At 71.3% G+C, this 20003-nt stretch carries 13 protein-coding genes; 9 read left to right on the top strand and 4 right to left on the bottom strand.

Annotation, left to right across the window (positions count from 1 at the left end; all coding sequences use genetic code 11):
- Window positions 1-135: 135 nt before the first annotated feature.
- On the bottom strand, window positions 136-813 hold the full coding sequence (locus tag AB0C26_RS15870; protein WP_020515203.1) for a Crp/Fnr family transcriptional regulator: 678 nt from the start codon (window positions 811-813) through the stop codon (window positions 136-138).
- Window positions 814-1096: 283 nt separating this feature from the next.
- Here AB0C26_RS15870 and AB0C26_RS15865 point away from each other — a divergent pair, with 283 nt between their 5' ends.
- The 5 genes from AB0C26_RS15865 to AB0C26_RS15845 are packed head-to-tail and all read left to right on the top strand — an operon-like array spanning window position 1097 to window position 5490.
- A complete protein-coding gene (locus tag AB0C26_RS15865; RefSeq protein ID WP_360247307.1) occupies window positions 1097-2215 on the top strand; it encodes a CapA family protein in 1119 nt (372 codons plus the stop codon).
- Between the two features lie 30 nt (window positions 2216-2245).
- Window positions 2246-3043, top strand: a complete 798-nt coding sequence (gene nth / locus AB0C26_RS15860; RefSeq protein ID WP_360248263.1) for an endonuclease III — start codon at window positions 2246-2248, stop codon at window positions 3041-3043.
- A complete protein-coding gene (locus AB0C26_RS15855; RefSeq protein ID WP_360247305.1) occupies window positions 3040-3582 on the top strand; it encodes a TlpA disulfide reductase family protein in 543 nt (180 codons plus the stop codon). Before nth ends, AB0C26_RS15855 begins: the two co-directional genes overlap by 4 nt.
- Entirely contained in the window at window positions 3579-4277 is a 699-nt protein-coding gene (locus AB0C26_RS15850; protein WP_360247303.1) for a CoA pyrophosphatase, read from the top strand. The genes AB0C26_RS15855 and AB0C26_RS15850 overlap by 4 nt, the downstream gene beginning before the upstream one ends.
- Window positions 4278-4311: 34 nt before the next feature.
- Window positions 4312-5490, top strand: a complete 1179-nt coding sequence (locus AB0C26_RS15845) for a MarP family serine protease (RefSeq protein WP_360247301.1) — start codon at window positions 4312-4314, stop codon at window positions 5488-5490.
- Between the two features lie 809 nt (window positions 5491-6299).
- Here AB0C26_RS15845 and mycP read toward each other — a convergent pair.
- The gene (mycP, locus tag AB0C26_RS15840; protein WP_360247299.1) at window positions 6300-7580 is read right to left on the bottom strand and encodes a type VII secretion-associated serine protease mycosin; all 1281 of its coding nucleotides are present in this window, start codon (window positions 7578-7580) and stop codon (window positions 6300-6302) included.
- A 117-nt stretch (window positions 7581-7697) separates the two neighbouring features.
- Window positions 7698-11657: a type VII secretion protein EccCa gene (eccCa, locus tag AB0C26_RS15835; RefSeq protein ID WP_360247297.1), complete on the bottom strand. Its 3960-nt coding sequence runs from the start codon at window positions 11655-11657 to the stop codon at window positions 7698-7700.
- A gap of 140 nt (window positions 11658-11797) precedes the next feature.
- Here eccCa and eccD point away from each other — a divergent pair, with 140 nt between their 5' ends.
- Window positions 11798-13222 (top strand): type VII secretion integral membrane protein EccD, encoded by a 1425-nt coding sequence (gene eccD / locus AB0C26_RS15830; protein ID WP_360247295.1) that lies wholly within the window; start codon window positions 11798-11800, stop codon window positions 13220-13222.
- 49 nt (window positions 13223-13271) lie between these two features.
- Here the strand turns inward: eccD and AB0C26_RS15825 are convergent, their stop codons facing one another.
- The gene (locus AB0C26_RS15825; protein ID WP_360247293.1) at window positions 13272-13775 is read right to left on the bottom strand and encodes an inorganic diphosphatase; all 504 of its coding nucleotides are present in this window, start codon (window positions 13773-13775) and stop codon (window positions 13272-13274) included.
- A 2869-nt stretch (window positions 13776-16644) separates the two neighbouring features.
- Between AB0C26_RS15825 and dacB the strand changes: the two genes are divergently transcribed.
- From dacB to tilS, 3 genes are read left to right on the top strand one after another with little or no spacing between them, the layout of a single operon-like run.
- Window positions 16645-17871, top strand: a complete 1227-nt coding sequence (dacB, locus tag AB0C26_RS15820; RefSeq protein WP_360247291.1) for a D-alanyl-D-alanine carboxypeptidase/D-alanyl-D-alanine-endopeptidase — start codon at window positions 16645-16647, stop codon at window positions 17869-17871.
- A gap of 54 nt (window positions 17872-17925) precedes the next feature.
- Window positions 17926-18987: a zinc-dependent metalloprotease gene (locus AB0C26_RS15815; protein WP_360247289.1), complete on the top strand. Its 1062-nt coding sequence runs from the start codon at window positions 17926-17928 to the stop codon at window positions 18985-18987.
- Window positions 18988-19920, top strand: coding sequence for a tRNA lysidine(34) synthetase TilS (tilS, locus tag AB0C26_RS15810; RefSeq protein WP_360247287.1), 933 nt, complete (start codon window positions 18988-18990; stop codon window positions 19918-19920).
- The last annotated feature ends 83 nt before the right edge of the window (window positions 19921-20003 follow it).

The raw sequence follows: 20003 nt of genomic DNA, 5'->3' as shown, positions 1-20003 counted from the left end.
TCGACCACCTCCACAACGAGTGGTCGAGCGGGTGCGACACGGATGCGAATGGCGCGGCTTTATAGCCTTTTCAGGGGTTTATACACGCGTTTGAGGGGCTGCCCGACCGGGCAGCCCCTCCGCGTTACGCCGTGCTTAGACCCGAGCCCGGCGAGCGAGACGCTCGGGGTCGAGAATGATGACGCTCTTGCCGTCGAGCCGCAGCCAGGCGCGGGAGGCGAAGTCGGCCAGAGCCTTGTTCACCGTCTCGCGGGACGCGCCGACGAGCTGGGCCAGCTCCTCCTGGGTGAGGTCGTGGGTGACCCGCAGCACACCGCCGTCGCGGGTGCCGAAACGACCGGCCATCTGGAGCAGGTTTTTCGCCACGCGGCCGGGCACGTCCGTGAAGATCAGGTCGGCCAGCGCGTCGTTCGTGCGCCGCAGACGACGGGCCAGCACCCGCAGGAGCTGCTCGGCGATCTCCGGGCGGTTGTTGAGCCACGGGCGCAACGACGTCTTCTTGAGCCGGGCCAGCCGGGCGTCGGTCACCGCGGTCGCGGTCGCCGTCCGGGGGCCGGGGTCGAACAGGGACAGCTCGCCGACCATGTCGGAGGGGCCCATGATCGAAACCAGGTTCTGCCGGCCGTCCGCGGCGCGGCGCCCTAGCTTGATCTTGCCGGACAGCACGATGTACAGGCTGTCACCGGCCTCGCCCTCGTTGAACAGGACGTCGCCCTTACGGACTTCGACCGTGTCCATCTCCTTGGCGAGCGCCTCGGCCGCCTCCGGGTCAACACCCTGGAAGATTCCGCTGCGCGCCAGTACCTCATCCATCTGCGCACCTCCGAACACGCGCAACGCCTGCGCTCGATCAGTCTAGGCGCACGCGGGCGAGAATCGGGCGGGCACCCCTCGATCTGGATACCGCAGGGTAACCGTTCCGACCGTGACGGGCTGTGCATTTCGTCGCTTCAGGTGGGCGACGACGAGCCATTCGACGGGTCGTCCGCGTAGCCACCCGAAGGTATCGTCGCGGTCGATGAATTCCCACCCCCCGCATCGAAGGCAGGGTCTTTTCGGCCGCCCTGTCCTGACAATCACGATTGTCCTGGCGGCATTGGCCGGTATAGGCGCCGCCGGCGTCGCTTTCGCGAACCGTGACGACGGTTCGGCGGACACGAAATGGCAACAGCCCGGCGCCGCCGCACCCGCCAAGACGTCCGGCTCCAAAGCCACCGAAGCGGCCCCGGCCGACCCGGGAGTGTCGTCCGACACCATCACGCTGTCGGCGACCGGCGACATCATGATGAGCAACGCGCCGAGCAAGATGCCGCCGAACAACGGTGACGGCTTCTTCGACTCGGTGAAGGCGAGCCTCGCCTCCGATCTCGTCATGGGCAACCTCGAGCAGCCGTTGACCGAGGACACCGGAACGTCCAAGTGCGGGCCCGGGTCGGGCAACTGCTTCGCGTTCCGTTCGCCGCCCTCGTACGTCAAGCACCTCAAGGACGCCGGCTTCGACCTCGTCAACACGGCGAACAACCACGCCAAGGACTTCGGCGCCAAGGGCGCGGCCAACACGAGGGCCACCCTCGACGAGGCCGGCATCAAGGCGACCGGCAACTCCGAGGAGATCACCGTGGTCGACGTCAAGGGGGTCAAGGTCGCCGTCGTCGGCTTCGCGCCGTACACGGGCCTGAACAACCTGAACGACGTCGAGGGGGCCGCGGCCCTGGTCAAGAAGGCCAAGGACGAGGCCGACCTGGTCGTCGTGCAGGCGCACCTCGGTGCCGAGGGGGCCGAGAAGCAGCACGTGAAGCCGGGCACCGAGATCTTCTTCGGCGAGAGCCGGGGTGACCCGATCAAGTTCAGCCACGCGGTGATCGACGCCGGGGCCGACCTTGTCGTCGGGCACGGGCCGCACGTGGCCCGGGGCATGGAGTTCTACAAGGGCAAGCTGATCGCCTACAGCCTGGGCAACTTCGCCGGCGGCGGGAAGACGCTGAGCCGTACGGGCGTGCTCAAGTACGGCGGGATCCTGCAGGTCACGCTGGGCAAGGACGGGTCGTACGCGGGCGGAAAGCTCTTCTCCACCTACATGAACGACATCGGCCTGCCCACGAGGGACACCAAGAACGAGCAGAGCCGCAAGATCATGGCCAAGCTCAGCGAGGACGACTTCCCCTCGACGGGTGCGCGCATCGGTACGGACGGTGCGATCAAGCCCGCCGAGTGACGGGCGACGTACTCTTTAGCCGTGGTGGATCTGGTGGTGCGGTCGGGGAAACGGTTCGCGGGGGAGACGCCCATCGGGCGCAAGAGGCGGGCGCGCAAGATGGCCCGGGTCCTCGCCGAGACGCACCCCGACGCGCACTGCGAGCTCGACTTCACCAACCCGCTCGAGCTCGCGGTCGCGACCGTCCTGTCCGCCCAGACCACCGACGTCCGGGTCAACCAGGTGACGCCCGGGCTGTTCAAGCAGTACCGGACGCCGGCCGACTACGCGTCGGCCGACCGGGCGCGGCTCGAGGAGACGCTGCGCCCGACCGGCTTCTTCCGGGCCAAGACCGACTCGCTGATCAAGCTGGGCAACGCGCTCGTCGAGCGGTACGACGGTGTGCTGCCCGACAAGCTCGACGACCTGGTGTCGCTGCCCGGCATCGGCCGGAAGACGGCCAACGTGATCCTGGGTAACGCCTTCGGGGTCCCCGGCATCACCGTCGACACCCACTTCCGGCGGCTCACCAACCGCTTCGGCTGGGTGCGCGAGGAAGACCCGGTCAAGATCGAGTTCCAGGTGGCCGACCTGATCGAGAAACGCGACTGGACGATGCTGTCGCACCGGGTGATCTTCCACGGCCGCCGCGTCTGCCACTCCCGCAAACCGGCCTGCGGCGCCTGCACCCTGGCCGCCATGTGCCCGTCCTACGGCACCGGCCCGACCGAGGCCGCGCCCGCGGCCAAGCTCCTCAAGGGTCCACGGGCCCGCGAGCTGGCGGTCGCCGCCGGCGTCGACCCCGGCCTGGTGCCGGCCGCCGCGGTCACCGCGCCGGAGGCCCCGTGAGACTCCGGCGCCTGCTGGCGGCGCCCCTGATCGTGCTGCTGCTGGCCGCCGTCGCCGCCTGCGGCGACGACGAGGTGGCCTCGCCGTTCGCCGACTGCTCGTCGCTGTCCTCCGCCGGCGCCGCGCCGAACGATCTGCCCGACCTGAGCCTGCCCTGCTTCACCGGCGACACCTCGGTCTCGCTGAGGGCTCTCAAGGGCCCGGCGGTGATCAACATGTGGGCCTCCTGGTGCGGGCCGTGCCGGGCCGAGCTGCCGGTCATGCAGAAACTGTCCGACACCGGCACAGTGACCGTGATCGGCGTCGACACCGGTGACAGCCGCACCGACGGGGCCGACTTCGCCTCCGCGAAAGGCGTCACGATGCCGACCCTGTTCGACGCCGACCAGAAACTGGTGCACAAGCTGGAGCGCATCAACCTGCCGGTCACCGTCTTCCTCGACGCCGACGGCAAGTCGACCACGCACATTCTTCCCCTGGACGCGGCGACCCTGGCCCAGCAGGTCGACAAGCTCTTCGGCGTGAAGGTGGCCCTGTGACCCTCTTCGACCGCCCCGCCGACCTCCCGTCCTGGTTCGATCCGCTGCTGTCCCGCGTCTCCCACGTCCGCAGCGAAGACTTCACGCCGCTGCGCGCCCCCGCCGGCGTCGGCCGGCCCAGCGCGGTCCTGGTCCTGTTCGGTGACGGCCCCGACGGGCCCGACCTGCTGGTGCTCCAGCGGGCGGCCACCATGCGCAACCACGCCGGGCAGGTCGCCTTCCCCGGCGGCGGCACCGACCCCGAGGACGCCGACGCCGCGGCCACCGCGCTGCGCGAGGCCAACGAGGAGGTCGGGCTCGACCCGTCCACGGCCGAGGTGCTGGGCGAACTGCCCGAGCTCTACATCCCCGTAAGCGGCTTCGTGGTCACCCCCGTCCTGGCCTGGTGGCGGCACCCCCACCAGGTCTGCCCGCGGGAACCGGCCGAAGTCGCCCACGTGGCCCGGCTGCCGATCGGTGAACTGGTCGACCCCGCGAACCGTATTCGGGTGCGGCATCCCAGCGGCTGGGTCGGCCCGGCCTTCCAGGTCAGGGGGATGCTGGTCTGGGGCTTCACGGCAGGGGTGATCTCGACGTTGCTCGACATGGGTGGCTGGACGAAACCGTGGGAGCCGGGAGCTCTCCTCGAACTGCCCGACGCGGCCGCCCCGGTGCCGGCCACCCGGGCCGGCGGACCGGACGAGGTTCTACCGTGAACCCGGGCTGGCCCGGCGCCTCTACTCTGAGTGAGTGCCAGTGGTCGATGTCCTCCTGATCGTGCTCATGCTGGTCTTCGCGATCAGTGGCTACCGCCAGGGCTTCGTCATCGGCGCGCTCTCCCTCGGCGGCTTCTTCAGCGGCATGCTGATCGGCCTCCAACTGGGCCCGCTGATCGCGCAACGCTTCACCGACGACTGGGCCCGCCTGGTCGTCTCCCTGGTGGTCATCTTCGCGCTGGCGGTGCTCGGCCTCACCCTGGCCGGCTGGGTCGGCATAAGGCTGCGCCAGGCCATCACGAACAAGCCGCTGCAGATGGTCGACGACGCCGGCGGCGCGGTCATCTCGCTGCTGTCGGTGCTGGTGGTGGCGTGGCTGATCGCGGTGCCGCTGAGCACCACCCCGTTCGAGGGCCTGAACCGGGAGGTCCGCAGCAGCGCGATCCTGCGCGGCGTCAACGACCTGATGCCCGAACAGGTGCAGGACCTGTCGTCGGCGCTGAGCGAAACCCTCAACACCAACGGCTTCCCCGACGTGTTCGGCGGCCTGGCCCGCACCGAGGCCCGTCAGGTGGCGGCACCCGACCCGGCGCTGAAGAACTCGGCAGTGGTGCAGAAGAGCAAAAGATCGGTCATCAAGGTCCTGGGTACGGCGCCAAGCTGCTCCCGGCGCATCGAAGGCTCCGGCTTCGTCTACTCCAACGAGCGCGTGATGACGAACGCCCACGTGGTGGCCGGCACCCGCGACGTGACGGTCGAGGTGAACGGGCGGCGCGAGGACGCGACGGTGGTCGTGTACGACCCGGAGCGCGACCTGGCCGTGCTCTACGTGCCGGGCCTGAGCGCGCCGGTGATGCCGTTCGTCAGGAAGCAGGCGGCGACGGGCGCGAGCGCGATCGTGCTGGGCTACCCGCAGGACGGCCCGTACGACGCCCAGTCGGCCCGCGTCCGCGACGTCGGCGACATCACGGGCCCCGACATCTACGAGTCCCGCGACGTGACCCGCGAGATCTACACCATCCGCTCGCTGGTCCGAAGCGGCAACTCGGGCGGCCCCCTGATCAACCCGAGCGGCCAGGTGGTCGGCGTCATCTTCGCGGCCGCGGCCGACGACAAGAACACGGGCTTCGCCCTGACCGCGGCCGAGGCGGCCCCGGTCGCCACGGCCGGCGTTGCCAAGACCCGAGGCGTGAAAACCGGCGACTGCGCCTGACCCGTAGATAAGCCCGGAACCTTCTCGACCACTAGGCGACGCCCGCCCATACGTCCGCGGCGGCGTCCGCTCCGTCCGCGGCGGCGTCCGCTCCGTGCGCGGCGGGCCTGGTCCTGCGGCGGGATTTGCCGGTGGGCGCCGGGCTTTGATCTGTGCGAACAACTGGTTTCCGCGTCGATCATGCCCAGATCCCTGCATCGAGCGCGGGCCGGAAGCTGGGTAGGCCATGGAATCGCCTGATTTGTGCCGGTCCCCGAGGCGTCGCATCGGCGGGCGGTCTGCAATGTGGCGGCTTGAGCGGCGGTGTGCGACGCGCCCGGGCGGATTGGGATGCGGCCGGGCGGATTGGGATGCGGCCGGGCGGTCTGGGATGCGGCCGGGCGGTCTGGGATGCGGCCGGGCGGTCTGGGATGCGGCCGGGCGGTCTGGGATGCGGCCGGGCGGTCTGGGATGCGGCCGGGCGGTCTGGGATGCGGCGCCATTTGTCGGCGATCTGCGACGTGGCGGCATTTGTCCGGCGGTGAGCGTCAGCAGGTCGGGGCCGGACGCGGTGGCCGGGTCGAGGGTGTGGACGGCTTGCACGGTGGTGGCCGGGTCGAGGGCGTGGACGGCTTGCACGGTGGTGGCCGCGGCCTGGGCGCCGCCCGGGCCGCGGATTCCGTCGGCCACCGGGAGCATGCGGTCGGGGCGGCATTTGTTCCGTGCCGGGTGTGCGAGGCGGTGGGCGGCGTGCCGGGTGTGCGAGGCGGTGGGCGGCGTGCCGGGTGTGCGAGGCGGTGGGCGGCGTGTCGGGGAGAGGGCGGGTGGGGTCAGGTTGTGCCGGCGAAGCGGCGGATGGTGAGCAGGGCGGCGACGGCGGAGAGCAGGAAGAGGGCGGCGGCGGCCCACCAGTTGCGGTGGGAGGAGACCGGGGTGGCGATGATGGGTGCGGCGCCGCCGCCGGACTCCAGGGTCTCTTCGCGTGGGGTCAGCGGGGTCAACGCGTCGGGGGCCGACTGGGCCTGGCCGGGGACCGGGGCGCTGCCGAAACGGGCCACGCCGGGTGACGGGTTGGTGTCCAGGGGGTTGTCGAGGATGGCCGGGACCGAGGCGGTCAGGGCGGCCACCGGGTTGACCATGCCATAGCCGAAGGTGGCGTCGCGGCCGGGGGTGCCCAGGTCTTTCGCCGTGCGGATGATGCGGTTGATGACCTCGCCGGCCGGCATGGTGGGCCAGCGGGAGCGGATCAGGGCCGCCGTGGCCGAGACCATCGGAGCGGCGAAGCTGGTGCCCTGCACCTTCCAGTACGTGCCGCCGGAACGGGCGCCCACCAGCTGGGTGGCGGGGGCGGTGACCACCGTTTCCTTGCCGGTGATCGAGCCCGACCACAGCGACGTGCCGTCGCGTTCCGTGCCGGCCACGGCGAGCACGCCGGGCTCGCGGGCCGGGTACCACACGTCGGTGCCGGAGGAGGCACTTGTGTTGCCGGTGCAGGCGATCACGACGACGTCCTTGGCGAACGCGTAGTCGAGGGCCGCGGCGAGGGCGGCGCTGCTGCCGTTGCCGCCCAGCGACAGGTTGATGACCCGGGCGCCGTGGTCGACCGCCCAGCGCACACCCCGCGCGACGATCAGGGCGTCGTCGTAGCGGTTGTCGGCGTCCAGGACCCGTACCGGAAGAATCTTGGCCTTGGGCGCTATGCCGACGACGCCGTTCTGGTCGTCGTCGCGGCCGGCGATGATGGCCGAGACCGTGGTGCCGTGTCCGACCAGGTCGGTGTCGCCGTCACCTTTCGGGTCGACGAAGTCGTGGCCGGGCAGCACCTGGCCCTGAAGGTCGGGGTGGGTCGCGTCGACCCCGGAGTCGATCACCGCCACCGTGACGCCGGCGCCGTCGGCGTAGGTCCACGCGTCGGGAACGTCCAGGGTCTCGAGATGCCACTCGTCGTCGCGGACCGAATCGGAGAGGAGAGGAGCCGGCTCGGCCTTCAAGGGCTGGGCGAGCGCCGGCGCGGCCGGGAGGCCCGCCGCGAAGATCCCCGCGACGGCGGCGGCCAGCAGCCGGCGGGCACGCGTGGGTGCACGCCATGACTTCCTGCTCGCAACGCTCACGGGTCGCATCGCCATTCTCGGTCCGGACGGTCGATGCAGATTACTCCGAAACCGCGCCCGTTTGTCGCTATCGGTCGATGTCAGTCGCACCGGCAGTCTGTCAAAAGCTTGGTCAACTCAGTACGGGGGCAGATGTGCCAACTGAATCAGGCGTATCCCCTCACGGCGTGTGAGCAGGCGTCCCCGTCCCGGCGGCATCAGCGTCGGCCGGATCGGGCCGATCAGCGGGCCCTCGTCGGACGGGCCGGACATCACCAGGCCCGGCGCCGACAGTTCGCGCAGCCGCTGGACCACCGGCTCGTACAGCGAACGGCTGGCCCCGCCGGCCCGCCGGGTGAGGATCAGATGCAGGCCGATGTCGCGCGCCTGCGGCAGGTAGTCGAGCAGCGGCGTGAGCGGGTTGGTCGGGCCGGCCACCACCAGGTCGTAGTCGTCGACCAGCACGAACAGCTCGGGCCCGGTCCACCAGGAACGGTCGCGCAGCTGCTGGGCGGTCACATCCGGTCCGGGCAGCCGGCGCTCCATGTACCCGGCCACCGACTGCATCAGCTCCAGCGTCTTGGGAGCCTGGATGCCGTACCCGATGCGGTGTTCCGACTCGGGCAGGTCCATCAGGCTGCGCCGGTAGTCGACCAGGATGATCCGGGCCTGTTCGGGCGCGAAGCGCTGGGTGATCGTCGTGGCCAGGGTGCGCAGGAAGGTCGACTTGCCGCACTCGGCGTCACCGAAGAGCAGGAAGTGCGGATCCGAGGCGAAGTCGATCTCGACGGCCCGCAGGTCGGCCTCGGCCAGCCCGATCGGCATGCGCAGGCCGGTGCCGTTCTCGGCGTGCAGGTCCTCGTAGGGAACGAGGGCGGGCAGCAGGCGCACCTTCGGGGCGCTCGTGCCGTGCCAGTTGGTGGCGATCTCCTTCACCAGGTCGCTCGTGTCGGCCATCGTCAGCTCGGGCCGCACAGTGAGAAGGTGCAGCGCCTTGTTCTTGTCGGTCGGGTGCTCCTTGATGCCGCGTCCGGGCTTCTCCGGCACGGTCATCGCGGCCCGCCGGTTGATCGCCGAGTCGCTGGGGTCGCCGAGGCGCAGTTCGAGCCGCGAGCCGAACAGGTCACGGATGCCGGGCCGGAAGTCCATCCACCGCGAGCTCGCCGCGACCACGTGGATGCCGTAGGAGAGGCCGCGGGTGGCGATGTCGGTGATGACCGGGTCGAGCTCTTCGAATTCCTTGCGTACGGTGGCCCAGCCGTCCACGACCAGGAACACGTCGCCGAAGGGGTCGTCGTCGGCGCTCGGGTTGGCCGGATTGGCCCGGCGGCGCCGGTAGGAGGCCATCGAGTCGATGCCCAGATCGGCGAAGCGCGCCTCGCGCTCGGCCAGCAGAGTGGACACCTCACCGACCGTACGCCGGACCCCGACCGTGTCGAGACGGCCCGCCACGCCGCCGACATGCGGGAGATCGCGCAGCGTGCCGAGCGAGCCGCCGCCGAAGTCGAGGCAGTAGACCTGCACCTCGGCCGGGGTGTGGGTCAGGGCCAGCCCGCAGATCATCGAGCGCAGCGCCGTCGACTTGCCGCTCAGCGTCGAGCCCACCACCGCCACGTGACCGGCCGCGCCCGACAGCTGGAGCCACATCACGTCGCGTACCTGCTCGCGCGGCTTGTCGACCAGCGCGATCGGCACCTGCAGGGCGCCGTGCAGCTCGGGGTTGGCGAACGCGAGGCCGCGGACCGGATCGGCGACGACCGGGCCGAGCAGCTCGTCGAGCGCCGCCGACTGGTTGAGCGGGGGCAGCCACACCTGGTGGGCCGGCGGGCCCTGGCCGCCCAGCCGGTCGACCATCACGTCGAGCACGCTCTCCCCGGCCGGGGTCAGCTCGGGCTGCGGCTCGACCGGCTTCACCGGTTCCGGGGCCGGAATGTAGCGGGTCGTGTAGGCCAGCACCTGCGGGTCGGCCCCGGCGCCACCGGCGGTGGCGCGGGCGCCGGCTCTGCGCACCGGTCCCGAGACGTACGCCGCCTTGAAGCGCAGGAGAGGCTCGGTGCCGAACTTCAGATAGCCGTGACCGGGCGAGCGCGGCAGCTCGTACGCGTCCGGGACGCCGAGCACCGCGCGCGACTCCAGCGCCGAGAAGGTCCGCAGGCCGACCCGGTAGGACAGGTGGGTGTCGAGCCCGCGCAGCCGGCCTTCCTCGAGCCGCTGGCTGGCCAGCAGCAGATGTACGCCGAGCGAGCGGCCCAACCGTCCGATCTGGACGAACAGGTCGATGAAGTCGGGCTTGGCCGAGAGCAGCTCGGAGAACTCGTCGCAGATGACCAGCAGCGACGGCAGCGGCGGAAGCGCGGCCCCGCCGGCGCGCGCCTTTTCGTAGTCGCGCAGGCTCGCGTAGTTGCCGGCCTTGCGCAGCACCTCCTGCCGCCTGATCATCTCGCCGTCGATCGCGTCCACCATGCGGTCGACCAGCGGCAACTCGTCGGCCAGGTTGGTGATCACGGCGGCCGTGTGCGGCAGCCGGTCGAGCGAGGCGAAGGTCGCGCCGCCCTTGAAGTCGATCAGGACGAAGTTCAGCGTCTCGGAGGAGTGCGTGGTGGCGAGCGCGAGCACGAGCGTACGCAGCAATTCGCTTTTGCCGGATCCGGTGGCGCCGATGAGCAGGCCGTGCGGGCCCATGCCGTCCTGAGCGGACTCCTTGAGGTCGAGCTCGATCGGGCTGCCGTCGGCGCCCACGCCGATCGGCACCCGCAGCTTGTCCCGGTTCGGGCGCGGCATCCAGGCCTGGGCCACGCTGAACGTCTCGGGATCGCCCAGGCCGAGCAGGTCGGTCAGGCCCATCTCGGCCGCCAGCGGCGTGTCCGACGACTTCGACATGGCGGCCAGCCGCAGCGGCGACAGCCGGCGGGCGACCGCCTCGGCCTGCTCGACGCTGAGCCGGTCGGGGGTGCCGACCTCGGCCTCGTGCTCCATCGAATAGGTGTTCAGCACCCGCCGGCCGCCCGCGCGCGCGACCTCGAGCACCAGCAGAGAGCGGTCGAGCAGGCGCGGCGGCTGCTCGTCGAGGTCGAGCACGGTCACGCCGTCGATGCCGTCGTCGAGCTGCGTCGCGCCGCGCAGGTCGGCCCCGTCGAGCACGATCACCACGTGCGGGGTGCTGACGCTCGCGCCCATCGGGTTGAACCGCGGGCGGTTGCCGATCACGTCCTCGAGCAGTTTCTCCAGGTCGGGCCCGGAGCTGGCGACCAGCCGCACGTGGCCGAGCGCGTCGGTCCGCGCCGGGTGCAGGTTGTGCGGCAGCCACTTGATCCATTCCCACTCGGCCCGCCGCTCGGGGCCGGCGCAGACCGCGACGATCAGGTCGTCGGGCGCGTGGAAGGTGGCGAGCTGGCAGACCACGGCCCGGGTCAGGTCGTGCACGCCGCGGTCTTGTTTTTCGCCGCGGATGAAGACGCGGGCGAAGCCGCGCAGCGAGGCCGCCACCGGCAGGTCGGGGACCACCGAGTACGCGTCGAGGAAGCGCCGCAGCGCGCCCGCGGTCATCGGCTCGAGCTCGTCGAGCGGGCGGGTGACCGGCGGAATCAGGGGCGTGGCCAGCGTCTGGGGGCCGACGGCGAGCCGTACGACACCGAAGTCGGGATCGCTGCTGCGCCGCTCCCAGACTCGGTGGCTGGCGGCGGTCGACCAGAGCTTGCCGGGGTCGGGGTGCCGGTAGAGCAGGCCCTTGCGCTGCATGTCGGCGGTCTCGCGGACGCGGCGGCGCAGGCCGGACAGATGGCGCAGGTACTCGCGGCGGGCGGCCATCATCTCGGCCTTCTTGGGCGAGCCGCCGGCGCCGAAGCTGGTGGTGAGCATGGCGATCGAGGAGATGCCGAACAGGCCACCGATCACATAGGAGTACGCGCCGCCACGGCCCTGGCCCATCATCATCGCCATGGCGACCGAGCCGCCCAGCATGGGCAGCGCCATCATGGCCTGCTGCCAGCGGCCGCCGGTCTGCTGCGGAATTTCGGGCGGCGGTTCGACAGCGATCTCCCCGGTCGGGATCTCCGGCGCCGGGCGCCGTGCCGACCGCTTGATCACCACCGTACTCATGCCGTCTTATGTCCTTTTCGTCCACATTGGTGTACGCCCCCGTTTGGCCCATCGTAGGTAAAGTCGGCTAGCCGGCGCATTCACGTCTTTTCATACGCGTCTTTTTCCAGCGAGTCTTTTCCCACGAGGAGTCCACGGTCATGAGCATCGGGTTGGCCCGCGTGACCATCAGCGCGCCCCAGCGCCGCATCGACGTGGCCCTGCCCGAGCACGTGGCGCTGGCCGAGCTGTTGCCCGAGGTGCTTCGCCACGCCGGCGAGGGACTGGCCGACGACGGCGAGAAACACGGCGGATGGGTGCTGCGGCGCACCGACGGGGTCGCGCTGGCCACCACTCAAGGTCTTTTCCCCCAGGGCGTACGCGACGGCGAGGTGCTTCACCTCGTGCCGGCCCACGACGAGTGGCCCGAGCTCGAGTACGACGACGTGGTCGAGGCCATCGCCGAGGGCGCCCGCCGCCGCGGCAGCGCCTGGACGCCCGCCTCCACCCGCACCGCCACGCTGGTCGCGGCCGGGGTGCTGCTGGCGATCGGCCTGGTCGCGGTCCTGGCGGCCGGTCCCGGCCGGCCGGGCGCGGCCTTCGCCGGGCTCGGGCTCGCGGTGGTGCTCGCGCTCGCCGGGGTGACCGCCTCCCGGGCGTACGGCGACGCGCGGGCCGGCGCCGCCCTGGGCGCCTACGCGATGCCGTACGCGTTCGCGGGCGGCGCGGCACTCGTGGCCACCGACGACCGGGTCGGCGTGGTCGGGCCGCTGCCGTGGCTCGGCGGCTCCGAACTGCTCGCCGGCTCGGTGGCGCTCCTGCTGATCGCGGCGCTCGGCGGGGTCGGCGTGGCGGCGTCGCTGCGGCTGTTCACGGCCGGCGGGGTGATCGGGCTGTTCGGCGCGCTGACCGCCCTGGTCGCCATGGTCACCGACGCCCCCGGCGCGGCCGCCGTGCTGATCTCGGCGCTGGTCTGCGGCATCGGCGCCCTGCCCCTGCTGGCGATCCGCTTCGGCCAGATGCCCACACCACCGGTCACGCTGCCGACCGGCACCGACGCGTCCGAGGGCTTCACCGGCGCCATCTCCCTCGACGCGTCCCGCGACCGCCCCGACCGGGCGACCGTCTTCGCGGCCGTGACCCGCACGGAAGAGCTGCTGGCGGGCATGCTGCTCGGGCACGCGGTGCTGGCGGTGGCGGCGTTCGGTGTGCTGGCGGTGGCGGGCACCCTCTCGGCCCGCATCCTGATCACGGTGTCGGCGGCGGCCCTGCTGCTGCGCTCACGACTGTTCGTGACCCTGCGCCAGCGGGTGCCGCTGGTCGTGGGCGGCCTGGCCGGCGTGGCCGCGCTCGGCGTCGACCTGCTGCGCGGGTCGAGCTCGGCGGTGCTGCTCGGGGTGATCGCGGCCGCGCTGGCGTTGGCGCTGATCACGGTGGTGGCCGGGGCGACGTACTCCCGGAAGCCGCCGTCGCCCTACCTGGGCCGAGCCGCGGACCTGCTGGACACGCTGGTGGTCGTGTCGGTGATCCCGGTGGCGTGCGCGGTGGTGGGCCTGTACGACGCGGTCGGAAACATCAGCCTGTAAGACAAAGCGGCCGCACGCTTGTCACGTGCGGCCGCTTTTGTCGGTCTTCTCAGTGCTCGAGGCCCTCGGCCTCGGCCGCCTCGGCGCGCTTGAACGAGGCCCGGATCTCCTCCTCGGCCTCGACACGGCCGGTCCAGGTGGCACCCTCGACCGACTTGCCGGGCTCCAGGTCCTTGTAGACCGTGAAGAAGTGCTGGATCTCCATCCGGTCGAACTCGCCCAGGTGGTGAATGTCGCGCAGGTGCTCCTGACGCGGGTCCTCGAACGGCACGCAGAGGACCTTGTCGTCGCGGCCCTTCTCGTCGGTCATGCGGTACATGCCGATCGCCCGGGCCCGGATCAGGCAGCCGGGGAAGGTCGGCTCCTGCACCAGCACGAGCGCGTCCAGGGGGTCACCGTCCTGGCCCAGGGTGCCTTCGATGAAGCCGTAGTCGGCCGGGTACTGCGTCGCGGTGAAGAGCGTCCGGTCCAGCCGGATGCGACCCGTCTTGTGGTCGACCTCGTACTTGTTGCGCTGGCCCTTGGGGATCTCAACCAATACGTCGAAATCCATTTATCTGCTCCCTTGTTCGCCCGCTGAAGAGAAGACCGGTCCGGCGGGCGGACAGGATCCGCGCGCAACGGTGTGCCGGATGTCGCTAGTCTCCCCTAAGTCCGACGCCGCGTACTAGGAGGGGCTCGTGGGGAGGCAAGATTCACACGACGGTCCCCGGGATGACGGCGTGTCCGGGTCGCATGACGACCCCAAAAACGGTAACCCGTCCGCGGAGGGCGGCAACGTTACTTTGCCCACTCCGAAGGACAATGCCGATAACGGCAACCTCAATGTCGTACTCGATCCTCAATTGTCCCGGTCTTCACTTCCCGATTCACCGGTACGGACGGAGCCCGCGCCGGATATACGACAAGAACCCCACAGCCCCCGCGCCGAGTCGGAAGATCGACAGGTGCAGCCGCATGACCAGGCCCAGCCCCAGCCCGCCACCCCTTCAGGCCCGATAGCCGAGGGCGGCCCACACCCGGCGGCGCCTACCGCCACACCGGACCAGCCCCACGCGACCACCCCGCGCGATGCGGGCGCGCCGGATCAGTCCCACCCGGCCACCCCGCGCGATGCGGGCGCGCCGGATCAGTCCCACGCGACCACCCCGCGCGATGCGGGCGCGCCGGATCAGTCCCACGCGGACGCTGAGCGCGGTGCGAGTGGGCCGGGTCAGTCCTCCGCGGGCGGCGCCGGCCAGTCCTTTGCCGGCGGGCCGGGTCAGTCCCGCGCGGCCGGGGTTGGCTCCGCGCAGACGCCGGCTTCGGCGGATCGCGGGTGGTTCGAGCAGGTGCCGGGCGCGAGCGAGCGTGGGTCGGCCGCTGGGGGCCAGCCGGGGGAAACTTCTGCCGGAGGAGCCGTCTACGGGAGGCCGGCGCAAGCTGCCGGTAAGGGCGGCGGTCCTACTCACGTTCAACCGGGACAATCCACTCAGAACCTCCATAACGCGGCGCAATCGGGACCGGCTATTACTGCCGGGCGGTCTGTCCCGTCCGAGCAGGGGACGTTCGGGCAGCCGGTCGGCCCGGACCAGGGCGTACCCAACCTGTCTTCGGTCGCCGGTCACGGTGTCGAAGGCCGGTCCTCGATGTCCGGGCAGCCTGGGCAAGCGGCGGCTGCGAGCGGGTCAGCGGGCGGTGCGAGTAGGCCGGCAGGTGCTACGGGAAGCTCGGCCGTGGGCGGCCCCGGGGCAACGGCGATGGGTGCTGCCGCGGGTGGTTCCGGGGCAACGGCGATGGGTGCTGCCGCGGGTGGTTCCGGGGCAACGGCGATGGGTGCTGCCGGCGGCGGCTCTGGGGCAAGTGCGAGCGGCGCTGCCGCGGGTGGCTCTGGGGCAACTGCGAGTGGAGCTGCCGTAGGTGGTTCTGGGGCGACTGCGAGCGTGGCCGCTGTGGGTGGCTCTGGGGCTACCGCGAGCGGGCCGGTCGGTGGGTCGGCGGGCGCTGCCGGTGCAGTTGGGCAGGGAGCTCAGCGGCCCGGTGGCGTTTATGGCGGGGCGGCGCGGACTTCCTCTGCACCATCTGAGGGCGGCGGTGGGTCGTCGGCGGGTGCGGGGGTCTATGGGAGTGCGGCGCAGGCGCTCGGCGATCTGATCTCGCCGGACGCTTCCTCTTCGGCCGCTGCTGGTGGGGCTCCGTCTTCCGATGCCCAGCCGGCTGGTGGCGTCTACGGCACGCCCGGGCGGGTGGATGGCGGAGCGCCGTCGGCTGCGTCGGGACCACCGCTGGGGTCCGGTGAGCGCGGCGGAGCCTCCCGGTCCGGAGCGGAATCCGGGCCTGCTCCGAGCGCTGAGCCGATGGCCGGTGGTGTTTACGGCGGGCGAGGTCAGAGCGCTCCGGCGGGTGGTGGTGTTTATGGGGCGTCGGCCCAGAGCTCCGCGCCTGCTCCGGCGGGTGGCGGTGTTTACGGCGGATCAGCCCAGAGCTCCGCATCTGAATCGGCGGCCGGTGGTGTCTACGGCGGGTCGGGTCAAAGCTCCGCGCCTGCTTCGACTGCTGAGGCGCCGGCCGGCGGGGTTTACGGCGGGTCAGGTCAGAGTTCCGCACAACGGTCTTCGGAAGCGGGCGGCGCGGCCGGGCGTGGTGGATCCGGGTCGGCGGTCGCGGGTCGGTCTTCGGAAGTCGACTCCCGGGGCGGGGCGGCTCCGGTGGGCCGGAACGTCGGCCAGGACCGGCCCAAGCCGGCTGGCGGCGTTTACGGCGGGCCGACATCGGCGGATGCCGGGCAGCCTGCGGGCGGTGGCGTCTATGGCGGGTCGACGGCAGTGGACGCTGGGCAGCAGGTCAGCGGTGGTGTCTATGGCGGGTCGACGGCAGTGGACGCTGGGCATCAGGTGGGCGCTGGTGTCAATGGCGGGTCGGCGGCGGCGGATGCGGGGCAGTCTGCGGGTGGCGGCGTCTACGGCGGGCCGCAGGCCGGCGGGCAGCCGTCTGGGGCTTATCCGGAGAGCGCTGGGAATCGTGCGCCGGAAGCCGGGGCCGAGGGGGCTCCCCGCAGTGCCGACACGCAGGTTGTCAGCGCGAACGCGGCGCCTGGTGGGGAGACTGTTGATCTCGCTTCGCAGGTCGCGGGAGGTGGCGGGCTTGGCGCTGGGGCGGCCGGGCGGGCGGTGCCGGCCTCCAGCGCTGTTGTGCGTGACCCCGCGCTTCGGCCCGTAGCGGGCGCTACGGCCGTGACCGACGACGAACCTCGCCGGGAAAAGCCGGGGGCTGGTCGGAGGACGCGTACAAAATGGGTTTTGGCGTCTTTGACTGTAGTTTTGGTGGGTCTCGCGGCCGTTGTCGGGATTGTTCGGCCTGGGCCCGTCAAGGGGTGGCTGGGGGCCGAGCCGAGTGCGGCGCCCACGACGGCGGCGCCTACGGCTGAAGCGGCGCCTACGCCGGTGCTGGCGGCGGCCGCTGGTGGGGGGACCGCGCTGACGGCGGCCGGTGTCAAGAAGGCGCTCGATCCGCTGGTGGGGTCGGCGGCGCTGGGGAACAAGGTGCATGTTCGGGTGCTGGATGTGGCGTCCGGGGACGTGCTCTACGCGCGCAACGCCGACACGATGACCACGCCGGCCTCCACCACCAAGCTGTTGACGGCGGCGGCTGTGCTGGCCGCGCGGGGGCCGGCCTACCGGTTGAGCACCCGGGCCGTGGCGGGCAGTGCGCCGGGTGAGGTCGTGCTGGTCGGTGGTGGGGATCCGTCGCTGTCGGTGGGGGCGAAGGGGCAGTTCCCGGGGGCGGCTCGCCTTGACCAACTCGCGGCGCAGGTGAAGAAGGCGCTGGGCGCGGACAAGCCGACCAAGGTGACCATCGATACCTCGCTGTTCAGTGGGCCGGAAACAGCGGTCGGGTGGGATCCTTCCGACATTTCTCCCGGTGGGCAGGTGTCGCGGATCCAGTCGCTGATGACCAACGCGGGGCGGATCAAGCCGGTGCACAACGAGTTCGGTGGGGATCCGCGGTATCCGGATCCGGCGGTCGCGGCCGGGAAGGCGTTCGCCAAGCAGCTCGGGGTGTCGGCGGCGACCGTGAAAAGGGGCAAGGCGCCCGAGGCGGGGCGTCAGCTGGGAGCCGTTCTGTCGCCGCCGATGGTGCAGCTCACCGACTGGATGCTGGAGCAGAGCGACAACACCATGGCCGACGTGCTCGGGCGGCAGGTGGCGCTCGCGGCGGGGCGGCCGGCGACCTTCGACGGCGCCACCGACGCCATCGTGAAGAAGCTGACCGACCTGGGGCTTCCGGGGGAGGAGGCCGATCTGTACGACGCGAGCGGGCTCTCCCGGAACAACGGGATCAGCCCGACGATGCTGACCCAGTTGCTCTCGCTCGCCGCGAGCGGGCAGCAACCGGCACTGAGCAGCCTCTTCGGGGGGCTGCCGGTCGCGGGGTGGTCGGGGACGCTGACGAAGCGCTTCGTGGCGCCCAAGACCAATCAGATCGGGCAAGGGGTCGTACGGGCCAAGACCGGCACCCTGAGCGGGGTCAACACGATGGCCGGAGTGGTCACCACCCGGGAGGGGCGGCTGCTGGCCTTCGCGATCATGGCCAGTGGCTCGGGGAACGCGGTGACCGCGCGGGCGGCGTTGGACCGGGTGCCGGCTCGCCTAGTTACTTGTGGGTGCTGATCTCGGGGATTCACCTGAGGTGAAGGCTGGAAATGCGCGGGTACGGTGGGGTGCATGGCGCAGTTCGTTGATTGGGATCTGGCCGCCGCGACCGCTGGCGCGCTGTCGAAATCCGGGCCCGCGGTCTCCTACGACGACGCGATGGCGGTGGTCTCCGAGCTGCGGGCGCTCACCGACGAGGCGGCCGGGCACGTCGCGGCGTACACGGGGCTGACGTCGCAGGTCGAGGTTCCTCCGGTACGGGTCGTCGACCGCAAGGACTGGGCGGCGACGAACATCGAGGGCCTCAAACAGGTGATCATTCCGCTGGTCACCCGCCTCTCCGGCGACAAGCAGCCGGGCGGGCTGGCCGACGCGATCGGCTCGCGGGTGACCGGCGTGCAGGCCGGCACGATCCTGGCCTACCTCTCCGGGCGGGTCCTGGGGCAGTACGAGGTGTTCTCCGGCAACCCGGGCCAGCTGCTGCTGAACGCGCCGAACATCGTCGAGGTGGAGCGCAAGCTGGGCGCCGACCCGCGCGACTTCCGGCTCTGGGTCTGCCTGCACGAGGTCACCCACCGCACCCAGTTCACGGCCGTGCCGTGGATGCGGGGGTACTTCCTGGGTGAGGTGCAGGCCTTCGTCGACGCGTCGCAGAGCACCGAGCACATCCTCGAGCGCATGCGCCGCGGCGTGGCCACCCTGTCCGACGCGCTGCGCGACCCCGAGTCGCGTTCCTCGGTGCTCGACATCGTGCAGACCCCGGGGCAGAAAGCGGTGCTCGACCGGCTGACCGCCCTGATGACCCTGCTCGAGGGGCACGCCGAGTTCGTGATGGACGGCGTCGGGCCGGACGTCATCCCGAGCGTCGAGTCGATCCGGGCCAAGTTCAACCGCCGCCGCGAGAGCGGCAACCCGCTGGAGAAGGCAATCCGCCGGCTGCTCGGCATCGAGGTCAAGATGCGGCAGTACGCGGAGGGCCGCAAGTTCGTGCACGGTGTGGTCGAGCGGGTCGGCATGGACGGCTTCAACAAGATCTTCGACTCGCCGCTGACCCTGCCCCGGCTCGACGAGCTGGGCGACCCGGACGCGTGGGTGACCCGTGTGCACGGCCCGCAGCCGGCGATCGGGGGGTAGGTGGCGCGGATTCCGCCCTCGGTGGCGGCGGTGCGGCTCGCCGTGCGGCGGGCCCTGCCGGCCGACGGGCTGGTCCTCGTGGCCTGCTCGGGTGGGGCGGATTCGCTGGCTCTGGCTTCCGCGGCCCGTTTCGTCGGGCGCCAGGTGGGCTTGGTGACTGTTGATCACGGTCTGCAGGACGGGTCGGCCGCCCGTGCCGCTGATGTCCGGTTGTGGGCCGAAAAATCCGGATTTGTTCCCGCCGAGATCGCTACCGTGTCGGTCGCGGGGCGGACGGGTGGGCCCGAGGCGGCGGCGCGGACGGCGCGATACGAGGCGCTGACCGAGGCGGCTCGGCGGCACGACGCGGTGGCGGTGCTGCTGGGGCACACGCGGGACGACCAGGCTGAGACTGTTCTTCTGGCGCTGGCCCGGGGGGCCGGGCCGCGCGGGTTGTCGGGGATGCCGGCCGTGAAGGGGATCTTCCTGCGGCCGTTGCTGGACGTGGCGCGGAGCGATACCCGGAAAGCGTGCGCGGCTTTGGGTCTGGCCCCTTGGGAGGACCCGCACAATTCGGACCCGGCGTACGCGCGGTCACGGGTGCGTGGGGCCGCCCTTCCGGCGCTGGTCGAGGCCCTGGGGCCGGCCGTGGTGGCCAACCTCGCGCGATCCGCCGGTCAAATCGGGCAGGACAACGAAGCGCTCGACGCCATTGCTGCGGATTTTTCCGACGATATGGCCGTTGATGCGCTGGCGGCGCTGATGCCGGCGATCCGGAAACGCGTGCTGCACTCCTGGGCGCTGCGGCTCGGTGCGCCCGGCGGGGCGCTGTCGCATCGGCATGTGGAGGCGCTCGACGCGCTCGTCACCGCCTGGCGCGGGCAGGGTCCGGTGCACCTTCCCGGCGGCATTCGGGTGGCTCGCGACCGCGGAGCACTCGTTCGAGTGCCCTGACGCTCTGTGAGAGTGGTCACTCGGCATGTCCGATTCGCCGGTCCTAGCGACCCGAACTGGGTGTTTTCCTTGGGTTCCGTCCG

Source organism: Actinoplanes sp. NPDC048796 (assembly GCF_040650035.1).
Classification (GTDB): Bacteria; Actinomycetota; Actinomycetes; order Mycobacteriales; family Micromonosporaceae; genus Actinoplanes.
This window is presented reverse-complemented; position numbering and strand designations above follow the sequence as displayed.

Excerpts from the sequence above, each read along its gene's own strand:
- AB0C26_RS15870 (WP_020515203.1), bottom strand. The coding sequence starts at position 813 with ATGGATGAGGTACTGGCGCGCAGCGGAATCTTCCAGGGTGTTGACCCG.
- eccCa (WP_360247297.1), bottom strand. The coding sequence starts at position 11,657 with ATGAGTACGGTGGTGATCAAGCGGTCGGCACGGCGCCCGGCGCCGGAG.
- eccD (WP_360247295.1), top strand. The coding sequence starts at position 11,798 with ATGAGCATCGGGTTGGCCCGCGTGACCATCAGCGCGCCCCAGCGCCGC.
- AB0C26_RS15825 (WP_360247293.1), bottom strand. The coding sequence starts at position 13,775 with ATGGATTTCGACGTATTGGTTGAGATCCCCAAGGGCCAGCGCAACAAG.
- AB0C26_RS15815 (WP_360247289.1), top strand. The coding sequence starts at position 17,926 with ATGGCGCAGTTCGTTGATTGGGATCTGGCCGCCGCGACCGCTGGCGCG.